Below are 18,347 nucleotides of genomic sequence, written 5' to 3'. Positions count from 1 at the left end.
TCCCTCTCCCAGCGGGAGAGGGAGGGAGGCGCGAAGCGCCCGAAGGGTAAGGGTGAACAACGATATATGGAGGGATGAATGCACGTCGTAGCGGTGGACATCGGGGGCACGCATGCCCGTTTCGCGATCGCGGAGGTCGAGGGCGGCCGCGTCGTCTCGCTCGGCGAGCCGATGACGCTGCGCACCGAAGACCATGCTAGTCTGCAGACGGCATGGCAGGCCTTCGCCGCTACGCATGGCGGTGACCTACCCAAGGCGGCGGCGATCTCCGTCGCCTCGCCGATCACCGGCGATGTGATCCGGCTGACCAACAATCCCTGGGTGATCCGCCCGTCGCTGATCCCGGAACGGCTCGGCGCCGACATTTATACGGTGATCAACGATTTCGGCGCGGTCGGCCATGCGGTCGCGCAATTGCCGCAGCAGCATTTCGTCCATCTCTGCGGACCGGACACGCCGATCCCGACCGACGGCATCACCACCGTTTGCGGGCCCGGCACCGGCCTGGGCGTCGCGCAGGTCTTCCAGACCGACAATCGTTATTATGTCCTGCCGACCGAGGGCGGCCATATGGACTTTTCGCCGCTCGACGCGATCGAGGATGCGATCGTCCGCCGCCTGCGCCGCACCTTCACCCGCGTCTCGGCCGAGCGGATCTGCTCGGGCCCCGGCATCGTCGCGATCTACGAGACGCTGGCGGAGATGGAAGCGCGCCCCGTCCCCAGCCGCGACGACAAGACGATCTGGACCGAAGCCCTCGACGGCACCGATTCGATCGCGCTTGCCGCGCTCGATCGCTTCTGCCTGTCGCTTGGCGCGGTCGCCGGCGACCTGGCGCTGACCCACGGGGCCAAGGGCGTGGTGATCGCCGGCGGTCTCGGCCTGCGCATCAAGGACAAACTGATCCGTTCCGGCTTCGACCAGCGCTTCGTCGCCAAGGGCCGCTTCCAGTCGATGATGGCCGGCATTCCGGTGAAGCTCATCACCCATCCCCAGCCCGGCCTGTTCGGCGCCGCCGCCGCCTTCGCCCAGCAGCATACCGGCCAATAAGGACCTAACATGACCGACATCGCCACCATCATGCAGACCAGCGCCGTGATCCCGGTTCTGGTGATCGACGACGCCGCCACTGCCCGGCCCCTGGCCGAGGCGCTCGTCGCCGGCGGTCTCAAGGTGCTCGAGGTGACGCTGCGTACCGGCGCCGCGATGGAGGCGATCGCCGAGATGAAGCAGGTGCCGGGGGCGATCGTCGGCGCCGGCACCGTGGTCAACGAGGCGCAGGCGCGCGACGTGATCGATGCCGGTGTCGAATTCATCGTCTCGCCCGGCCTGACCGAGCGGCTCGCTAGGCCGATCCTCGACGCCGGCGTCGCCTATCTTCCCGGCACCGCGACGGCGGGCGACATCATGCGCGGCCTCGATCTTGGCCTCACCCACTTCAAGTTCTTCCCCGCCGAAACCAGCGGCGGCCTGAAGGCGCTGAAGGCGCTCGCCGCCCCCTTCTACCAATGCCGCTTCTGCCCGACCGGCGGCATCACCGAGGCGTCTGCGCCCGAGTGGCTGGCGTTCAAGCCCGTGCTCTGCGTCGGCGGCAGCTGGGTGACCGGCGGCAGCATGGCAGAGGTGGAGACCAACGCGCGCGCAGCGAGCGCATTGCGCGGCTGAGGATCGTGACGGCGGGGAGCATCATACGATGCGTCCCGCCGGCCCGGTGATCAGCATTCAGCCGACGCCCCCATGCTGGGATCAACGACGGCGTGGCGGCGTTTCGGGCAGGCGATCGCTCGTGCAGCTGAATTCAGCGAGAAGCGCATTGCCCACCGCTTCCACCCAATCGCCACTCTCATGGTCAAAGCGCAGCGCGCGGACCGCCACCAAACGCAACCGGTCCGGCTTCGCAGTCGGCGGCACGCATTGCGGCATTTGATGCGCCGCCCGGTACGCATCGATCCGGTTGGCTATCGCATAAACGTGCTGAAGGCAGAAATCGCTGTCTCGCGCGAAGTCAGGCGAGGTCGCAGCGGTTGCGCAGCGCTTCCGCAGCATCTTGGGGCTGAAGCCCTCGTCCCCGTTGATGGCGGGCGTTGCGGCGGCGGCGAGTGCGAGGACCACGCCGAACACGCCTACATCTCCCCCCGCGCACGGCGGATGGCGTACCATTTTTGGACATTGGCATTATGCTTGGCGAGCGTGTCGGCGAAGACGTGACCGCCGGTGCCGTCGGCGACGAAATACAGCGCCTTCGATTGCGCCGGATCGAGCACCGCGTCGATTGAGGCGCGGCCCGGATTGGCGATCGGCCCGACCGGCAGACCGGTCTCGGCATAGGTGTTGTAGCCGTTCTTGGCGCGCAGCTCGGAGCGCAGGATGCGGCGGCCGAGCGGGCGCCCCTTGGTGATCGGATAGATGACCGTCGGATCGGCCTGAAGCGGCATGCCGGCCTTCAGGCGGTTGCCGTAGACGGCGGCGACCATCCGCCGCTCGGACGGCTTGCCCGTCTCCTTCTCGACGATCGAGGCGAGGATGACCGCCTGTTCGGGCGTCGACACCGCGATGCCGGGCTTGCGCTTCGCCCAGGCGGACTGGAGGTAGGTGCGCATCGCCGTCTGCATCCGGGTGACGACGGAGGCGCGCGTGTCGCCACGCTGGAAGGCATAGCTGTCCGGCAGCACCGATCCTTCCGCCGGCACCGGTACCGGGCCGACCAGACCCTCGGCCTTCATCAGTGCGTCGTGGACGAGCACCGACGGATAGCCCTCCGGCACGACGACGAGCCGCTGCAGCACCTTGCCGCCCTGCAGCATCTTGAGGATGTCGGACTGGCTGGTATGCGGCGGAATGCGATATTCGCCGGCCTTGATCGGCTCGCCCGAGCCGAACAGCCGCGCGAGCAGGCGGAAGCGGCCGGCGGAGGGGATCGCGCCTGCCTTCTCCAGCTCGCGGGCGGCGCCGGCGAGCGTGCTACCCTCCGCCACCTGCACCGTCAGCGTGCGCGGCGCCGGGCCGCTGCCGCCCCAGCCATGCACCACCCAGAAGGCGGCGACGATCGCCACCAGGGCGACCAGCAATCCGACACAGCCGACCTTGCGCACGTCCGTCTCCCCGCCGTGCGGATCAGATCGCCTTCATCACCAACGACGCATTGGTCCCGCCGAAGCCGAACGAGTTGTTCAGCACCGCCTTGACCTCGCGCTTCTTGGCGGTGTGCGGCACCAGGTCGACGCCCTCGGTCCCCTCGTCGGGATCGTCCAGGTTGAGCGTCGGTGGCACGATCTGGTCGCGCAGCGCGAGGATGCAGAAGATGCTCTCCACCGCGCCGGCGCCGCCGAGCAGATGGCCGATCGCCGACTTGGTGCTCGACATGGACGCCCCCGACAGGTCGTCACCGAACACCCGCTTGGCCGCGGCGAGTTCTATCGTGTCCGCCATGGTCGAGGTGCCATGGGCATTGATGTAATCGATGTCCGAAGGCTCCATCCCCGCCTTGCGCAGCGCCATGCGCATCGCATTCTCCGCGCCCTTGCCCTCCGGATGCGGCGCGGTGACGTGATAGGCATCGCCCGACAGGCCGTAGCCGACCACCTCGGCATAGATTTTGGCGCCGCGCGCCTTGGCGTGCTCATATTCCTCGAGCACGACGACGCCCGCGCCCTCGCCCATCACGAAGCCGTCGCGATTGCGGTCATAGGGTCGGCTCGCCTCGGTCGGGCGGTCGTTCATGCTCGTGTTGAGCGCCCGCGCCTGGGCGAAGCCGGCGACGCCGAGCGGGTTGATCGTGCTTTCCGCACCGCCCGCCAGCATGATGTCGGCATCGTCGTCGCGGATCATCCGGGCGGCATCGCCGATCGAATGCGCGCCGGTCGAGCAGGCGGTGACGACGGCGTGATTCGGCCCCATCAGCCCGTATTTGATGCTGACCTGACCGGAGATCAGGTTGATCAGCCGGCCATGGACGAAGTGCGGGCTGACCCGGCCGGGGCCGCGTTCGTGCAGATTGACCGATTCGATCTCGATGCCGGGCAGGCCGCCGATGCCAGAACCGATCGACACGCCGGCGCGCAGCTTCGTCGCCTCGTCCATCTCGGTCAGGCCGGCATCCTCCAGCGCCTGGCCGGCGGCGTCGATGCCGTAGACGATGAACGGATCGACCTGGCGCTGGATCTTGTGATCGACGCGCTTGTCGGGGTCGAAGCCATAGTCATGGTCCTTGGGCTTCACCTCGCACGCGATGGTGCATTTCTGCCCCTGGGTATCGAACCGCGTAATCGGGCCGGCGCCCGACTTACCCGCGATCAGATTGGCCCACGCGGTCTCCACGTCCGCACCCAGCGGAGTGACCAGACCGAGACCGGTGACGACGACGCGACGCATGCTCTTCTTCCTCTCAGGCGCCCTGCCGGTCGCGACCGGCATCCCCGCGCTGGGTGACCCCGCGACGATGCGGAGCGGCGACGACATTCAACGCAAAACGGCTCCCCGCCCTCGAGCCGGGGACGGGGAGCCGCTCAATTCCGGCCCGATGTCGACATCGGGCGAGGGCTTAGCCCTTGTGCTCGTCGATATAGGTGATCGCGTCCTTCACGGTCGTGATCTTCTCGGCGGCATCGTCCGGGATCTCGACCCCGAACTCTTCCTCGAACGCCATGACGAGCTCGACGATGTCGAGGCTGTCGGCACCGAGGTCGTCGATGAAGCTCGCATCCTCGGTCACCTTGTCGGCTTCGACGCCGAGATGCTCGACGACGATCTTCTTCACGCGGTCGGCGGTCTCGCTCATGTTCATATCCCTCTTCAGATTGGGGGGTTTTGTCAAAATTGCCCGCATGCCCGTAGAACGGGGCCGTGCGGCTGGCAAGCGTCTGTTAAGACTGGTCCGCGTTCGCCAGTCTTCTTAGCAACTTAGATCATCGCCATGCCGCCGTTGACGTGCAGCGTCTGGCCGGTGACATAGCCGGCTTCGCGGCTGGCGAGATAGACGACCGCGGCGGCGATGTCCTCGCCCGTGCCGAGGTCGCCCGCCGGGATGCGGCCGAGCAGCGCACTCTTCTGCGCCTCCGGCAGCACGTCGGTCATCGCCGAGCGGATGAAGCCCGGTGCGACGCAGTTGACGGTGATGTTACGGCTGGCGAGCTCCTGCGCCAGCGCCTTGGACATGCCGACCAGTCCGGCCTTAGAGGCGGCATAATTGGCCTGGCCCGGATTGCCGGTCTGACCGACGACGGAGGTGATCGACACGACGCGCCCGAAGCGCGCCTTCATCATCGGCTTGGCGGCAGCACGGATCAGGCGGAAGGCAGCCTCCAGATTGACTCGGATCACCTGATCCCATTCGTCATCCTTCATCCGCATCGCCAGATTGTCGCGCGTCACGCCCGCATTGTTGACGAGGATGTCGAGCTTGCCGCCGAGCGCCGCGAGCGCCTGCGGCACCAACGCGTCGACGGCGGCACCGTCCGACAGGTTGCATGGCACGGCGACGTGATCGCCGCCGAGCTCGGCCCGAAACGCCTCCAGCTTGTCGGCATTGCTCCCCGACACCGCCAGCCGCGCCCCCTGCGCCGCCAGACCCTTGGCAATCGCGGAGCCGATGCCCCCAGACGCACCCGTCACCAGTGCGGTCATTCCCGTCAGATCGAACATCTAGCCTCCAAAATTCTTGTTCACGCGGAGGCGCGGAGGCGCGGAGGAAGAAGAATAGTCGTTCACCACCCTCTTCACGCCCTCCTTCAGCGTTGCGCCTCCGAAGTTGATGAGCAGCCCTACGGGCTGATTCAATAATCTGAGATAGGTCAGCAGTTGCTTGGCATGAGCGGCAGTCAGCCGCTCAATCGATTTAACCTCGACGACAAGACGTGCGTCAACGAGGAGGTCGACCCGAAAGGCGCCAGCGAAGCGTTGGCCGTCGGAAACGATATCCACGGGACGCTGCCTGACGATATCATACCCCATTGCGGTGAGGCGCCGGGCAAGTACCGTTTCGTACACGCTTTCAAGCATACCCGGACCGAGCTCCCGGTGGAGACGAAGCGCCAGGTCAAGAACGTCGCCGCTGACGGCGTCGATATCCCTCACGTCTTCTCCGCGCCTCCGCGCCTCCGCGTGACCATCAAGCCTTCTTAAGCCAATCCTCCAGATCGTCCATCGTCACCACGCTGATCGCCTCGACGTCCGGCGCGATGCGCTTGACCATCGGGGCGAGTACCTTGCCGCCGAATTCGACGAACTGCGTGACGCCCGCGTCCGCCATCGCCAGCACCGACTCGCGCCAGCGGACCATACCGGTGACCTGCGCCACCAGCGAGGCGCGTATCGCGCCGGGATCGGCGATCGGCGCGGCATCGACATTGGCATAGACCGGCACCAGCGGCGCGGCGATGCGCGCGTCGGCCAGCGCCGCATCCATTGCGTCGGCGGCCGGCTGCATGAGCGGGCAGTGGAAGGGCGCCGACACCGGCAGCAGCAGCGCGCGCTTGGCTCCCAGTTCCTTCGCCAGGGCGACGGCGCGCTCCACCGCGACCCGGTGGCCGGAGATGACGACCTGCGACGGGTCGTTGTCGTTGGCGACGGTGCAGACGAGCTCCTCACCACCCTCCGCAAGGATCGAATCGACCGCAGCGCCCGCGATCGTCCGCGCCTTGTTGAGGTCGGCGCCGAGCAGCGCCGCCATCGCCCCCTCGCCCACCGGCACCGCCGCCTGCATCGCCTGGCCGCGACGCTTGAGCAGCCGCGCGGTGGTGGCGAGGTCGAACGCCTCGGCGGCGCAGAGCGCGCTATATTCGCCGAGCGAATGGCCGGCGACGAAATCCGCCTTGTCGGCCAGCCGGACGTTGCCCTCGCGCTCCAGCACGCGCAGCGTCGCCACGGCATTGGCCATGATCGCCGGCTGGGCGTTTTCGGTCAGGGTCAGCGCATCGGCTGGCCCTTCCGTCATCAACCGGAACAGGGTCTGGCCCAGCGCCTCGTCGACTTCGCCAAATACCTCGCGTGCGACCGGGCTGGCATCGGCCAGCGCCTTGCCCATGCCGACCGCCTGGCTACCCTGGCCGGGAAAGATGAACGCCCGCATGATGCCGCTCCTGTTCGAGTTATGGCAGGCGCCCCTAGGGCCGCTGCGGTCCTCGTGCAACCTGAACGAACCTTCTGGAGTTGCGACACCATGCGACCGTTTTCGGGGTCGGACGGGAGAGGTCTGCGACAACCGGACTCCATCTTGTCACTCGACGCCGGATGACGGCGCCAGTTCGTAATGGGAGTACGACATCATGAAGAAGATCATCCTCTCCGCCATCGCCGCCACGCTGATCGCCGGCCCGCTCGCCGCCACCGCCGCGGAGGCCGCGCCGCAGCAGCGCCGCGAGGTGACCACCGTCCGTGAGCGCCCGAACGGCACCACCGTCGTGACCACGCGCACTTGGCGCGCCGGCCAGCGGTTCGACCGCCGCTATGCGCCGAACTATCGCCGATCAACGAATATCGCACCTATCGGCTGCGCGCGCCGCAGCGCGGCTTCTACTGGGCGCGGTCGGGCCGCGACGCGATCCTGGTCCGTCCGAACGGGACGATCGTCGAGGTGCGGCCCGGCCTCTTCCGCTAAGACGTGAGGCTTGCCTTTCCGGCCGTCCGAGGCTAAGGGCGGCCGGATGGAACGGGGCGGTGGGCGTTGCCTGCCGCCCCGATTGCATGGACGACAGCCGGAGGGGCATCGCATGGGGCGGTGTCAGCGATCGGCCAACGAAGGACAAGGCATGGCTCTGTACGAGCACACGTTCCTTGCGCGCCAGGATCTGGCACAGGCGCAGGTGGACGCGCTGGCGGAAAACGCCACCAAGATCATCGAAGACAATGGCGGCAAGGTCGTCAAGACCGAGACCTGGGGCCTGCGCAGCCTCGCCTATCGGATCGCGAAGAATCGCAAGGCGCATTACGTCATGCTCGAGATCGACGCACCGGGTTCGGTCGTTGCCGAGCTGGAGCGCCAGACGCAGATCAACGAGGACGTGATCCGCTACATGACCGTCAAGGTTGACGAACATGAGCAGGGCCCGACCGTGATGATGCGCAAGCAGGAGCGCGACCGCGAGCGTCGCAGCGACCGTGAAGGTGGTCGCGAGAGTGGCCGTGACGGCGCGCCGCGCGGCGACCGTGGCCCCCGTCGTGACCGTGAAGAGGAGGCCGCATAATGGCTCGCCCGTTTTTCCGCCGCCGCAAGTCGTGCCCGTTCAGCGCCAAGGATGCGCCGCGGATCGACTATAAGGACGTCCGCCTGCTGCAGGGCTTCGTGTCCGAGCGTGGCAAGATCGTCCCGTCGCGCATCACCTCGGTGAGCGCCAAGAAGCAGCGCGAGCTCGCCCAGGCGATCAAGCGCGCCCGTCACCTGGGCCTGCTGCCCTACGTCGTGAAGTAAGGAGCGACCCCTATGGACGTTATTCTGCTGGAGCGCGTCGAGAAGCTCGGCGCCATCGGCGACGTGGTCAAGGTGAAGGACGGCTTCGCCCGCAACTACCTGCTGCCCAACAAGAAGGCGCTGCGCGCCAACGAAGCCAACCGCAAGGTGTTCGAGGCGAACCGCGCTCGCATCGAGGCCGACAATGCGTCGCGCCGTTCGGACGCGGAGAAGGAAGCCGGCTCGTTCAAGGACGCGCAGGTCACTCTGATCCGTCAGGCGTCGAACACCGGCCAGCTGTACGGCTCGGTCGCGGTGCGCGATCTGGTCGAGGCGCTGGAAGCGGCCGGCCACAAGGTGACCAAGAGCCAGGTCGTGCTCGACAAGCCGATCAAGGCGATCGGCGTGTACGACGTGCGCGTCGCGCTGCACCCCGAGGTGGCGGTGACCGTCAAGGTCAACGTCGCCCGTTCGCCGGAAGAGGCCGAGATGCAGGCGCAGGGCGTCGACGTCATGGCGCAGATGTTCGAGCGCGACGAGGCCGGCTTCACCGAGGATTACGATCCCAATGCCGAGCCGGGCGCGACCGCCGAGGTTCAGCCGGAGGAGCAGGCGCAGGGCTGATCGCTCACGCGCCGGCATCCGCCGCACGCAAAAGGGCCGTCCGATCTGTCATGGATCGGGCGGCCCTTTTGTCTCCATTGCACTCTGTTCAAACGGTCCCATCATCCCGGCTGCAGCGGCGGCCGATAGCTTACCCGCTTATGGGCAGGAAACGCAGGCGCTGACCACCGCGGCCAGAGGAATAAGGGCAAGAACGAGCGGCACGATCTGTTTCATGACATATTTCCGTTTCGATCACGCACTGAATGCGCGCCCGGCGAAAAGGTTTCCGCTTGGTGAATAGATGGTGGCCATTCGGCTTGTCGCAAGTGAGAAACGGTCTGTCTCTTGAATGACCGTTCCAGTAACGCGTCCTGCGCAGCGTTACGCCCAGGGCTGATGCCGGACGCTGCGTCGCTACGTGCTGGATGCGGCAGCGAGATCAGACCGAGCACCCGGACGCTTGATACCGCATACCGAGCGGGATCACTGCGCAACCTTGGCAGGCTCGCTCCACCCCAGCCCGAGCGCCTTCTGCACGGCAATATAGCTGTTGGTCAGCTGCGCCTTGCCCTGCGCGACGCCGATCGCCGCGGACAGCCGCTGGCGCTCGATATCAAGCTGGTCGATCACCGTGCTGGTGCCCGCCTGGACGCGCTGATCGTTGAGCCGGGCTGCCCGGGTCGCGGTGCTCTCCGCCTGGACCAGCTGACCCAGCTGCTGGCGGACATTGCCGAAGCGCGACAGCGACGTCTCGGCATCCTGCAGCGCCTCCAGCACGGTCTGGCGATATTGGGCCTCGGCGGCGTCGCGTTGCGCCTCCGACTGGCGGACATTCGCCCGGGCGCGGCCGAAGTCGAGGATCGACCAGCTCAGCATCGGCGTCAGCAGCGCGGTGAAATTGCCCGGGTCGACGACATCGCCGATGCTGGTGCCACCGAGCCCGAACAGACCCATGAATTTGAGCGATGGGAACAGCTTGGCGGTGTTGACGCCGATCTGCGCATTGCTCGCCGCCAATGCACGCTCGGCGGCGCGGACGTCGGGCCGGTGCGCGATCAGCGCGGCGGGATCGCCGATCGGGACCTCGCGCGGCGGCATCGGAACCGGCGCCGGTACCGCCAGGGCCGCATCGAGCGCGCCGGGCGTCCTGCCGGTCAGCACCGCCAGCTGATCGCGATATTCGTCGATCTGGGCGGCGAGCGGAATGTTTTGCGCGTCGGTGCTCTGCAATTGCTGTTCGAGCCGGTCGACCTGCAATTGCGAGGCGGTGCCGGCGGCGAAGCGCTGGCGGGTCAGGGCCAGCGCCTGCCGCTGCAGCGCGGTCGAGCGGGCATTGAGGCGCGCCCGCTCCTGCACGTCGCGCAACCCGACATAGGCCTGAGCGACCTGCGCCGACAGGCTGACCTGCGCGTCGGCGAGATCGGCATAACGCTGGCCGACGGCGGCGCGCACCTGCTCGACGCCGCGGCGCGTGCCGCCGAACAGGTCCGGCTCCCACGACGCGGTGCCGCCGAGATTGAAGAAGTCGAGCGTCGACAGCGAGTCGCCTCCGCTGCTGCCACCGCCCTGCCCGCTACCGCCGGACTGGCTGGTGCTCCCGCCGATACCGGTGCCGGGAAGCTGAGCATGCAGATAGGTCGCGCTGGCGCTGACGTTGGGCAAGGCGGCGGTCCGCTGCGCGCGCAGCTGCGCCTGTGCCGCGCGGATGCGCGCCTCGGCGGCGTCGATCGTTGGGCTGTGCGCCAGGGCATCGTCGACCAGCGCGGTTAGAGTCAGATCGCCCAGCGTCTCCCACCAGCGCGCAACGCCGGGCGCACGGCGGATCGCCGGATCGCTCGCCCGGACGAAGGTGCCGCGCGCCGCCGCGTCGGACGCGACCGCGGGCGGCCCCTTGTAATCGGGCCCAACCGTACAACCGGCGGCCAGGATCAGCGGCAGCAGCGCAAACGTCTGTCTCATCAGTGCATCGCCGCGGGTGCGGCGTCCTTCGGCAAGGGGCGGAGGAACAGGACCAGGGGCAGCACCACGAAGGTGCCGACCCCCATGATCCAGAAGATGTCGTTATAGGTCATGACCAGCGCCTGCCCCTGAATCTGCCGCTCGATCAGCGGGATGCCGGCCGAACCTCCCAAGCCGCGAAGATAGTCCTGCACGGCCACGCTGTTGGCGCTCAGCGTTTCCTCGATCCGGCGGGAATGGAACCACAGCCGCGTGTCCTGCAGGATCGATATGCCGGCGAGCGCGAGGCTGCCGCCGAGATTGCGGACGGCGTTGAACAGGCCGGAGGCATCGCCCGCATCCTGCGGCGGTACCGCGCGCACCACCGCCTGGCTGAGGAACAACATGCCCAGAATCTGCCCAACCCCGCGCAGCAGCTGCGACGCGGTGAAGTCGCTGCCGTCCGACGTGATCGTCAGATGGGCGTCCATCAGCGCGGCGCCCCCCATGATGACGAGGCCGGTGGCGACCGCGATGCGAATGTCGATCCGCTTGAGCAGGATCGGCACGATCGCCATCATGAACAGGCTGGGGATGCCCGAGAGCAGCACGACCTTACCCGATTGCAACGCATTATAGTCGGCGATCGATGCGAGGAACTGGGGAATGGCGTAGGAGGTGCCGTAGAGCACGATGCCGAGTACCACGCCCATCAGCGCGACCGCGCCGAACTGACGGTCGAGCAGCAGCTTGAGCTTGATGACCGGCCGCTTGGCGGTGACTTGGCCGGCGAAGAGCAGGGCGAAGCCGACGAACGAGACCAGTGCCATCAGCCGGATCAGTCCGGACGAGAACCACTGCTCGCGCTGCCCTTCCTCGAGCAGCACGGTCAGCCCGCCGAGACCGAGGGCGAGGCCGGCGATACCCATCCAGTCCGCCTCACCGAGCAGGTTGAGCCGGCTCTTCTGGTGTGGCAAACCGACCAGCAACAGCGCGACTAGCAGCGCGCAGATCGGCAGGTTGATGAAGAAGCTGTAGTGCCAGCTGATATTCTCGGTCAGCCAGCCGCCGATCAGCGGACCGATCACCGGGCCCATGATCGCGGTGACGCCAAAGGCGGCGATGCCGATCGGCTGCTGGCTGCGCGGCAGCCGCGTCGCGATGATCGTCTGCGCGGTCGGGATCATCGCCCCGCCGGTGAAGCCTTGACCAACGCGACCGATGATCATCGCGGTCAGCGTGGTGGCGGTGCCGCAGATCACCGAAAAGCCGGTAAACAGACCCGCCGCGATCAGCAGGAAGGTGCGCAGGCCGAGCAGCCGCTCGAGCCAGGCCGCCATCGGGATGATGACGATCTCGGCGACGAGATAGGCGGTGGCGACCCAGGTGCCTTCCGTGCCGCTCGCGCCGATCTCGCCCTGGATCGTCGGCAAGGCCGAATTGACGATCGAGATGTCGAGCGTCGCCATCAGCGCGCCGAGCGTTCCGGCGGCGACCGCCAGCCAGGCGCCGAGGTCCGCCTTCTGTGCTCCGCCCGCCGGCTGGCTGCCAGCGCCGGAAGCGGCCGCCGCGCTCGCCATCGTCAGCGGCCCTGCTTGCCAAGCTGCGTCTGCTGCTCCTTGAGCCGGTCGAGGTCGCCCTTGGCGCCGATCGTGTCGACGGTGACGGTGACCGATAGGCCCGGCACGAGCAGCCGCCGCGCGGCCGGCGTCGCCTCAATGCCGATCCGCACCGGCACGCGCTGGACGATCTTGGTAAAATTGCCCGTCGCATTCTGTGGCGGGATTAGTGAAAATTGCGCACCGGTGCCCGGGGACACACTCTCCACGCGACCGCGCAACTCGGTGCCGTCGAGCGCGTCAACCTTGATCGTCGCCGGCTGGCCCGGCCTCATCAGCGCGAGCTGCGTCTCCTTGAAGTTCGCGGTGATGTAGAGCCGGTCGAGCGGCACCAGCGACATCAGTCGGGTGCCGGCCTGGACGAACTGCCCGACTGTCACCGTCTTGTTGCCGACCCGGCCGTCGGCGGCGGCGCGGATGAGTGTCGCCCCGACGTTGACGTTCGCCGATTCGAGCTGCGCGCGTGCGGCCTGGGCCTGGGCGTCGCCCTGGCGGATCTGCGCGCGGAAGGCGCCGATCCGGCGCTGCTGCATCGTCACCGCCGCCGCCTGCGCGCGCACGTCCTCCGCCGACTGGCGCGCGGCGAGCTCAAGCTGGGCGAGCTGCTCGCGCGTTTCCGCCCCGGATGCGGCGAGCGGGCGATAGCGCGCGACCTCGGCCGCATCGTGCGCGGCTTTGATCCGGGCGGCGTCGAGTTGAGCGCGTGCTTGGGTGATCGTCGCATATTGCTCAGCGATCTGCGCGCGCGTCGCGTCGGATCCGGCATTGGCCTGGGCGATCTGCGCCTGCGCCTGCGCCGCCTGCGCGCGATAGTCGCGCGGATCGATGCGGACGAGCGGCTGGCCCGCTTTCACGTCCTGATTGTCACCGACCAGCACCTCGGCGACATAGCCATTGATCTTCGGCGCCACCGTGATCGCATCCGCCTGGATCGTCGCGTCATTGGTGTCCTGGAGGAACTTGCCACGGCTTTCGTAGCGCACGTACCAGAGAGTGCCGAGCACCACCGCCACTACCAGAATGACGAGCAGGATCAGCTTGGCCCGCGGGCTCAGCCGCTTGGCGGGCTTCGTATCCGTGCCGCCGGCGTGCTGAGCTCCAGAATCCTGGGAGCCGGTTGGGGACGAGTCGCTCATCGTGATGCCATCCGTGTCCATCGCGCGCGCCGGCGCCGCCTGATCTTTAACGCATCGCGCATAAGCGGACGCCGTGTCCGCTATCGCAGGAACACCGCGCGCCGGCAAGGGTTCCGCACTGCAACATGATATGCCCACACAGCTTGCTCTTGCATTTGCCACGATGCCGCTCATTCACGTCCGAGTGACATGTAACCGATCTTGGGCGGAAATCTGGTGACGGATCGGGCACCCTTGCGGCGCGACGCCCAAGCGAGGCGCGAGGCCTTGCTGTCCGCCGCAGCCGACTGCTTTCGCGACGGCGGCTTCACCGTACCGCTCGAACAGATCGCCGAGCGCGCCGGCGTCGGCCGCGGCACCCTATACCGCAATTTCGCCGACCGTTTCGCGCTGGCGATCGCGATCTTCGAACGGGAGATCGATGCGGCCGAGGCGCATATCGACCCGACCGCACCGATCGGTGAGACCTTGCTGCTGCTCGTCCGCCAGGGGGCGCAGGCGAGTTCGCTGTTCCAGCGCATCGCAGTGGACATTCCGCCGACCGACGAGAATCGTGCTCGCTTCGAGGCGCTACGTCAGCGCATGGTGCTGCTGATGGAGCCGGTTGCGGCGCGTGGTCATGCCGACGGTTCGCTGCGCCAAGACGTCACCGCCGACGATCTGGTGCTGGCGATCCGCATGCTGAGTGGCCTCGTCAAGCATCGCCTGCCCGACGATGAGATGGAGGTCGCACTAGGCGCGGCGCTGCCGCTGCTGCTCCAGGGGCTGCTCCCCTAGACGGTCTCAGACAAGGATCGCGCCGGCCGATAAACTGGATCCGCCGTATGACGTCGCGCTGTTGCGCGAACTGCCAGTGCCGAAACCCGCTTTGGCAGCGATTATTGCGGCCGGGATGGTTCCGCAGTCACGACGGATCGCGCGGGGTCCGCCGCAATCTGCAGGTAGATGATCACGGAGGTGCCGCGTCCCAGCTCGCTCTCCAGCCTGACGGTCCCGCCGAAACTCCGGGCGGTGTCCATCACCATGCTCAGTCCCAGCCCGGTCCCCTTACCGGATGGCTTGGTGGTGAAATAGGGCTCGAGCGCCTGGCGGAGCACCGCCGCCGGCATCCCCGGGCCGTTGTCTCTCACCGTGATCGTCGCATAGCGACCGGCCGGAAGGTCGAGCGGCGCGGCGTGGCTGGCAAGCATTGCTCCGCCGATAACCAGCTTGCAGCCATGAGGTCGCGCGTCGCGCGCATTGAGGCCGAGATTGAGCAGGCACGCCTGCAGCAGCCCATGGTCGGCAATCACGTCACAGCGACCCTCCATCGGCTGCACCGCGATCTCGACGCCCGGCAACGTGCCTTCCAGCAACGGCAGCGCATCGTTCAGACAGGTCTGGAGATCGATCGCGCTGGCCGGCACCTCCTGCTTACGAGCGAAGGTCAGCAAACGCCGGGTGATCGCCTCGCCCTGGCGGATCGCCTTGCTGCCCTGTTCGAGCACCCAATCGACTTCGGCGGACGGATTGATCTTTGCCAGACGGAGGAAGCAGCCTCTCAGGCTGGTCAGCGTGTTGTTGAAATCATGCGCGACGCCGGCGGCCATATGCCCCAGCGCGCTGATCTTGTGCGATTGCTGGAGCGCCAGCGCGGTCTGTCGCTGCTCCGTGACATCGCGTGCCCGACACAGAATGGCCGTGACGCTGCCCCTTTCGTCCCGCAGGGGCATATAGATCGCGTCATAGACGACCGATTTCTCGCTGTAATCGAACGTCGGCTCATAGTGGACCGGCAGTCCGGTTTCGACGACGGACCTCAGCGCGGCTTCCATCTGTCCGCCGTTGCCCGCGCCGAGCACTTCGACCGGGGTCAGACCGTGGGCGGCCGCCATCGTCATGCCGATCATCTTCAATCCCGAGGGATTGATCATCTGATAGGTGAAGCGGCCATCGGCCTCGACCTTCAGTTGCACGAGGCAATCGGACGTCTCCTCGAACAGGACATCGAAGCGGCTCGGCCCACCGAAGAGGTCGGCGAGTTCGGCATCGCGATGCGCGCGGGCAAGGGCCAGCCGCTGCTCGCTCTCGGTCACGTCGCGGCTGGTGCCGATCATCCGCAACGGCGAACCGTCGAGACCACGGATCAGCCGTCCCCGCGAATGGATCCAGTGGACATCGACCTTGGCAGCCTCGTCGTCCCTCCAGAGAACGCGGAATTTCAGGTCGATCTCGCATCCCGAGGCGATGGTGTCGGCGATCGCCGCCTGCACCATGGCCTGATCGTCCTTGTGGATCGCTTCCAGCCAGCGCTCGTAGGTCAGCCCTTCACCCGGCACGGGCTGAATGCCGAAATGGGCATATTGCTTGGGTGACCAAGAGAAACGGTTGTCGACGATGTCCCAGTCCCAGGTCCCGACATCGGCCGCTTCGGTAAGTAGCTCGACGAGCCCCTGGCGACAGTCCGAGGGCAAATCCTCCAGCCGCGCATGCATGGTCCCAACTCCCCTGTGCCGGCCGCTTTGTGCCGTGCACCCGATTGATAACCCGAGAGAAAGGAGGCCGCAAGATGGTACCGGATCGAGACTTATCCGCTTTTGGCTATGCCTTGTGGATCGGTGGATCGGTCGTCGCAAAAGCGACGAGGCCGTTAGTTCATAGGGCGCCGAAACTTGCAGTCTCTGCACGCGACGAGGGACAGAGACGAAGCTGAGCCGCGGGCGAAATATCGCCCGAGCATAGGCATGGGCTAGCCCTGGCCGCTCACCGCCGTCCGAACAATTTTTCGATGTCGCCGTGCGCGAGCTTCACCCAGGTCGGCCGGCCATGGTTGCACTGGCCCGAATGCGGCGTCGCCTCCATCTCGCGTAGCAGCGCGTTCATCTCCGCGACGGACAGGATACGCCCGGCGCGCACCGAGCCGTGACACGCCATCGTCCCGGCGACGGCATCGAGTCGCTCACGCAGCGACAGCGCCTCGTCATAGGCGGCGAGTTCGTCGGCGAGGTCGGTGACGAGGCCGCGCGGATCGGCCTGGCCGAGCAGCGCCGGCGTCGCGCGGACCAGCATCGCGGTCGCACCGAACCGTTCGAGGTCGAGGCCAAGATCGGCCAATTCCGTCGCCCGTCCCTCCAGCCGATCGCAGCCGGGCTCGTCGAGTTCGACCACCTCGGGGATCAGTAGCGCCTGGCTCGCCACGCGCCCGCCAGCCAGTGCGGCGCGCATCCGTTCCAGCACCAGCCGTTCGTGCGCGGCATGCTGGTCGACCAATACCAGGCCGTCCTCCGCCTCGGCGACGATATAGGTCTTGGCGACCTGCCCGCGTGCGACGCCGAGCGGATGCGCCCCGGTCTGCGGCGGCGGCGCCCAGGCCGGCTCCGCCCGCGCAGCCGGCGGTGGCGTGAGGAAGGTCGCGCGGCGGTCGTGGAGGCTGTGCGTGGCAGGCGCCGACTCGCTATGGAGCGCGAGATAGGCGTTCGGACGTTCCGCGCCCGGATGATCACCGGCGGGCTGATCCCATCCCGCTTGGGCGAACGTACTACCGGCGACCGGCTCGGCCTGCCACATGGCCAGCGCGGCTTCGGCCGGGCGTTGAACGCTGCGGTGTCCTGCCGCGTCCAGCGCCCGCCGCAGTCCGGAGACGATCAGCCCGCGCACCAGCATCGGGTCGCGGAACCGCACCTCGGTCTTGGCGGGGTGGACGTTGACATCGACCTGATCGGGCGGGACGTCGAGAAACAGCGCGACCACCGCATGCCGATCGCGCGGCAGCATCTCCGCATAGGCGCCGCGGATCGCGCCCATCAGCAGCCGGTCGCGCACCGGGCGGCCGTTGACGAAGAGATATTGGTGATCGGCAACGCCGCGATTGTAGGTCGGGATGCTCGCCACCCCGCCCAGCACATGCCCCTCGCGCTCCAGATCGATGGGCACCGCATTGTCGGCGAGCGCGCGATCGGTCAGCGCCGCGACGCGGCCCGCCCGGTCCTCGCCCGCGGTCACAGCCAAGGCGCGGCGGCCGTCATGTTCGAGCGAAAAGGCGACATCGGGTCGCGCCATCGCGAGACGGCGCACGACGTCCAGGCACGCGGCATATTCCGACCGCGCGCTGCGCAGGAACTTGCGGCGCGCCGGCACGCGGGCGAACAGCTCTTCGACCACGACGCGCGTTCCCGGCGGCAAGGCGGCGGGCCCCTCGCGGACCAGCGCGCCATTGTCGACCACCCTCGCCCAGCCCTCCGCGCCCGGCATCCGGCTTTCCAGCGTCAGGCGCGCGACGCTGGCTATCGACGGCAGCGCCTCGCCGCGAAAGCCCATGGTCGTGACGTTCTCGATCGCCTCGTCGGGCAGCTTCGAGGTCGCATGCCGCTCCAGCGCCAGCGCCATGTCCGCCGGGGTCATGCCGCAGCCGTCGTCCGCCACCTCGATACGAGCGAGACCGCCGTCGCGCAGCACTACCGCGACTCGCGTCGCACCGGCGTCGATGGCGTTCTCGACCAGCTCCTTCAACGCGCTGGCGGGCCTTTCCACCACTTCACCGGCGGCGATGCGATTGACGAGTTGTTCGGGCAGACGACGTATTGACACCGCGCAAGCTCTATACCAAGCGGCGGCATCCCGCGAGCCTGCCGCAACGACGTGACGGAACGAGCCCTGGCCGATACCGTGGCGTGGGGCGGCGCTGGC

Annotated in this window: 20 protein-coding genes; 7 read left to right on the top strand and 13 right to left on the bottom strand. The window is 67.4% G+C overall.

Going from position 1 to position 18,347, the window contains the following annotated elements; translation table 11 throughout:
- Positions 1-78 precede the first annotated feature (78 nt).
- Positions 79-1,050, top strand: a complete 972-nt coding sequence (glk, locus tag D9601_RS05405) for a glucokinase (RefSeq protein ID WP_198352840.1) — start codon at positions 79-81, stop codon at positions 1,048-1,050.
- A 9-nt stretch (positions 1,051-1,059) separates the two neighbouring features.
- Complete coding sequence (eda, locus tag D9601_RS05400) at positions 1,060-1,665, top strand: bifunctional 4-hydroxy-2-oxoglutarate aldolase/2-dehydro-3-deoxy-phosphogluconate aldolase (RefSeq protein WP_198352839.1); 606 nt, start codon at positions 1,060-1,062, stop codon at positions 1,663-1,665.
- Positions 1,666-1,746: 81 nt separating this feature from the next.
- On the opposite strand, the gene D9601_RS05395 is transcribed toward eda, so the two are convergent.
- From D9601_RS05395 to D9601_RS20200, 8 genes are all read right to left on the bottom strand, one after another.
- Positions 1,747-2,121 carry a hypothetical protein gene (locus D9601_RS05395; RefSeq protein ID WP_198352838.1) on the bottom strand — a complete coding sequence of 125 codons (375 nt, stop codon included), beginning with the start codon at positions 2,119-2,121 and terminating at the stop codon, positions 1,747-1,749.
- 2 nt (positions 2,122-2,123) lie between these two features.
- Complete coding sequence (gene mltG, locus D9601_RS05390) at positions 2,124-3,092, bottom strand: endolytic transglycosylase MltG (protein ID WP_198352837.1); 969 nt, start codon at positions 3,090-3,092, stop codon at positions 2,124-2,126.
- Positions 3,093-3,114: 22 nt separating this feature from the next.
- Positions 3,115-4,371, bottom strand: a complete 1,257-nt coding sequence (gene fabF / locus D9601_RS05385; RefSeq protein ID WP_198352836.1) for a beta-ketoacyl-ACP synthase II — start codon at positions 4,369-4,371, stop codon at positions 3,115-3,117.
- Between the two features lie 169 nt (positions 4,372-4,540).
- Complete coding sequence (locus D9601_RS05380; protein WP_019515010.1) at positions 4,541-4,777, bottom strand: acyl carrier protein; 237 nt, start codon at positions 4,775-4,777, stop codon at positions 4,541-4,543.
- 122 nt (positions 4,778-4,899) lie between these two features.
- Entirely contained in the window at positions 4,900-5,640 is a 741-nt protein-coding gene (fabG, locus tag D9601_RS05375; protein ID WP_198352835.1) for a 3-oxoacyl-[acyl-carrier-protein] reductase, read from the bottom strand.
- Complete coding sequence (locus D9601_RS05370) at positions 5,641-6,072, bottom strand: GxxExxY protein (protein WP_198352834.1); 432 nt, start codon at positions 6,070-6,072, stop codon at positions 5,641-5,643. It abuts the gene before it with no gap.
- A 34-nt stretch (positions 6,073-6,106) separates the two neighbouring features.
- A complete protein-coding gene (fabD, locus tag D9601_RS05365; RefSeq protein ID WP_198352833.1) occupies positions 6,107-7,066 on the bottom strand; it encodes an ACP S-malonyltransferase in 960 nt (319 codons plus the stop codon).
- A 147-nt stretch (positions 7,067-7,213) separates the two neighbouring features.
- On the bottom strand, positions 7,214-7,411 hold the full coding sequence (locus D9601_RS20200) for a hypothetical protein (protein WP_443024699.1): 198 nt from the start codon (positions 7,409-7,411) through the stop codon (positions 7,214-7,216).
- On the opposite strand from D9601_RS20200, the gene D9601_RS20195 reads away from it, so the two are divergent.
- The 4 genes from D9601_RS20195 to rplI all read left to right on the top strand — a co-directional run bounded on the left by D9601_RS20195 (position 7,412) and on the right by rplI (position 9,007).
- Positions 7,412-7,594, top strand: coding sequence for an RcnB family protein (locus D9601_RS20195; protein WP_443024698.1), 183 nt, complete (start codon positions 7,412-7,414; stop codon positions 7,592-7,594).
- Positions 7,595-7,745: 151 nt separating this feature from the next.
- Positions 7,746-8,180, top strand: a complete 435-nt coding sequence (gene rpsF, locus D9601_RS05355; protein WP_198352832.1) for a 30S ribosomal protein S6 — start codon at positions 7,746-7,748, stop codon at positions 8,178-8,180.
- Positions 8,180-8,404, top strand: coding sequence for a 30S ribosomal protein S18 (gene rpsR, locus D9601_RS05350; protein WP_007403456.1), 225 nt, complete (start codon positions 8,180-8,182; stop codon positions 8,402-8,404). Before rpsF ends, rpsR begins: the two co-directional genes overlap by 1 nt.
- A 12-nt stretch (positions 8,405-8,416) precedes the next feature.
- A complete protein-coding gene (gene rplI, locus D9601_RS05345; RefSeq protein WP_198352831.1) occupies positions 8,417-9,007 on the top strand; it encodes a 50S ribosomal protein L9 in 591 nt (196 codons plus the stop codon).
- Between the two features lie 465 nt (positions 9,008-9,472).
- Here the strand turns inward: rplI and D9601_RS05340 are convergent, their stop codons facing one another.
- From D9601_RS05340 to D9601_RS05330, 3 genes are read right to left on the bottom strand one after another with little or no spacing between them, the layout of a single operon-like run.
- Complete coding sequence (locus D9601_RS05340) at positions 9,473-10,948, bottom strand: efflux transporter outer membrane subunit (RefSeq protein ID WP_198352830.1); 1,476 nt, start codon at positions 10,946-10,948, stop codon at positions 9,473-9,475.
- Positions 10,948-12,507 carry an MDR family MFS transporter gene (locus D9601_RS05335; RefSeq protein ID WP_198352829.1) on the bottom strand — a complete coding sequence of 520 codons (1,560 nt, stop codon included), beginning with the start codon at positions 12,505-12,507 and terminating at the stop codon, positions 10,948-10,950. The genes D9601_RS05340 and D9601_RS05335 overlap by 1 nt, the downstream gene beginning before the upstream one ends.
- Before the next feature lie 2 nt (positions 12,508-12,509).
- Positions 12,510-13,682, bottom strand: coding sequence for an HlyD family secretion protein (locus D9601_RS05330; RefSeq protein WP_198352828.1), 1,173 nt, complete (start codon positions 13,680-13,682; stop codon positions 12,510-12,512).
- Positions 13,683-13,949: 267 nt separating this feature from the next.
- On the opposite strand from D9601_RS05330, the gene D9601_RS05325 reads away from it, so the two are divergent.
- Entirely contained in the window at positions 13,950-14,459 is a 510-nt protein-coding gene (locus D9601_RS05325) for a TetR/AcrR family transcriptional regulator (RefSeq protein WP_198352827.1), read from the top strand.
- Positions 14,460-14,560: 101 nt separating this feature from the next.
- Here D9601_RS05325 and D9601_RS05320 read toward each other — a convergent pair whose 3' ends face one another.
- Together D9601_RS05320 and mutL are read right to left on the bottom strand one after the other, a co-directional pair.
- The gene (locus D9601_RS05320; RefSeq protein WP_198352826.1) at positions 14,561-16,297 is read right to left on the bottom strand and encodes an ATP-binding protein; all 1,737 of its coding nucleotides are present in this window, start codon (positions 16,295-16,297) and stop codon (positions 14,561-14,563) included.
- A gap of 127 nt (positions 16,298-16,424) precedes the next feature.
- On the bottom strand, positions 16,425-18,248 hold the full coding sequence (gene mutL / locus D9601_RS05315; protein ID WP_198352825.1) for a DNA mismatch repair endonuclease MutL: 1,824 nt from the start codon (positions 18,246-18,248) through the stop codon (positions 16,425-16,427).
- Positions 18,249-18,347: the final 99 nt, after the last annotated feature.

The organism is Sphingomonas sp. MA1305, assembly GCF_016107325.1.
In the GTDB taxonomy this organism is placed as follows: Bacteria; Pseudomonadota; Alphaproteobacteria; order Sphingomonadales; family Sphingomonadaceae; genus Sphingomonas.
This window is presented reverse-complemented; position numbering and strand designations above follow the sequence as displayed.

Bases quoted from the DNA above. Each gene is read 5' to 3' on its own strand.
- glk (WP_198352840.1), top strand. From the start codon at position 79: ATGCACGTCGTAGCGGTGGACATCGGGGGCACGCATGCCCGTTTCGCG.
- eda (WP_198352839.1), top strand. From the start codon at position 1,060: ATGACCGACATCGCCACCATCATGCAGACCAGCGCCGTGATCCCGGTT.
- fabF (WP_198352836.1), bottom strand. From the start codon at position 4,371: ATGCGTCGCGTCGTCGTCACCGGTCTCGGTCTGGTCACTCCGCTGGGT.
- D9601_RS05380 (WP_019515010.1), bottom strand. From the start codon at position 4,777: ATGAGCGAGACCGCCGACCGCGTGAAGAAGATCGTCGTCGAGCATCTC.
- fabG (WP_198352835.1), bottom strand. From the start codon at position 5,640: ATGTTCGATCTGACGGGAATGACCGCACTGGTGACGGGTGCGTCTGGG.
- fabD (WP_198352833.1), bottom strand. From the start codon at position 7,066: ATGCGGGCGTTCATCTTTCCCGGCCAGGGTAGCCAGGCGGTCGGCATG.
- rpsF (WP_198352832.1), top strand. From the start codon at position 7,746: ATGGCTCTGTACGAGCACACGTTCCTTGCGCGCCAGGATCTGGCACAG.
- rpsR (WP_007403456.1), top strand. From the start codon at position 8,180: ATGGCTCGCCCGTTTTTCCGCCGCCGCAAGTCGTGCCCGTTCAGCGCC.
- rplI (WP_198352831.1), top strand. From the start codon at position 8,417: ATGGACGTTATTCTGCTGGAGCGCGTCGAGAAGCTCGGCGCCATCGGC.
- D9601_RS05340 (WP_198352830.1), bottom strand. From the start codon at position 10,948: ATGAGACAGACGTTTGCGCTGCTGCCGCTGATCCTGGCCGCCGGTTGT.
- D9601_RS05335 (WP_198352829.1), bottom strand. From the start codon at position 12,507: ATGGCGAGCGCGGCGGCCGCTTCCGGCGCTGGCAGCCAGCCGGCGGGC.
- D9601_RS05330 (WP_198352828.1), bottom strand. From the start codon at position 13,682: ATGAGCGACTCGTCCCCAACCGGCTCCCAGGATTCTGGAGCTCAGCAC.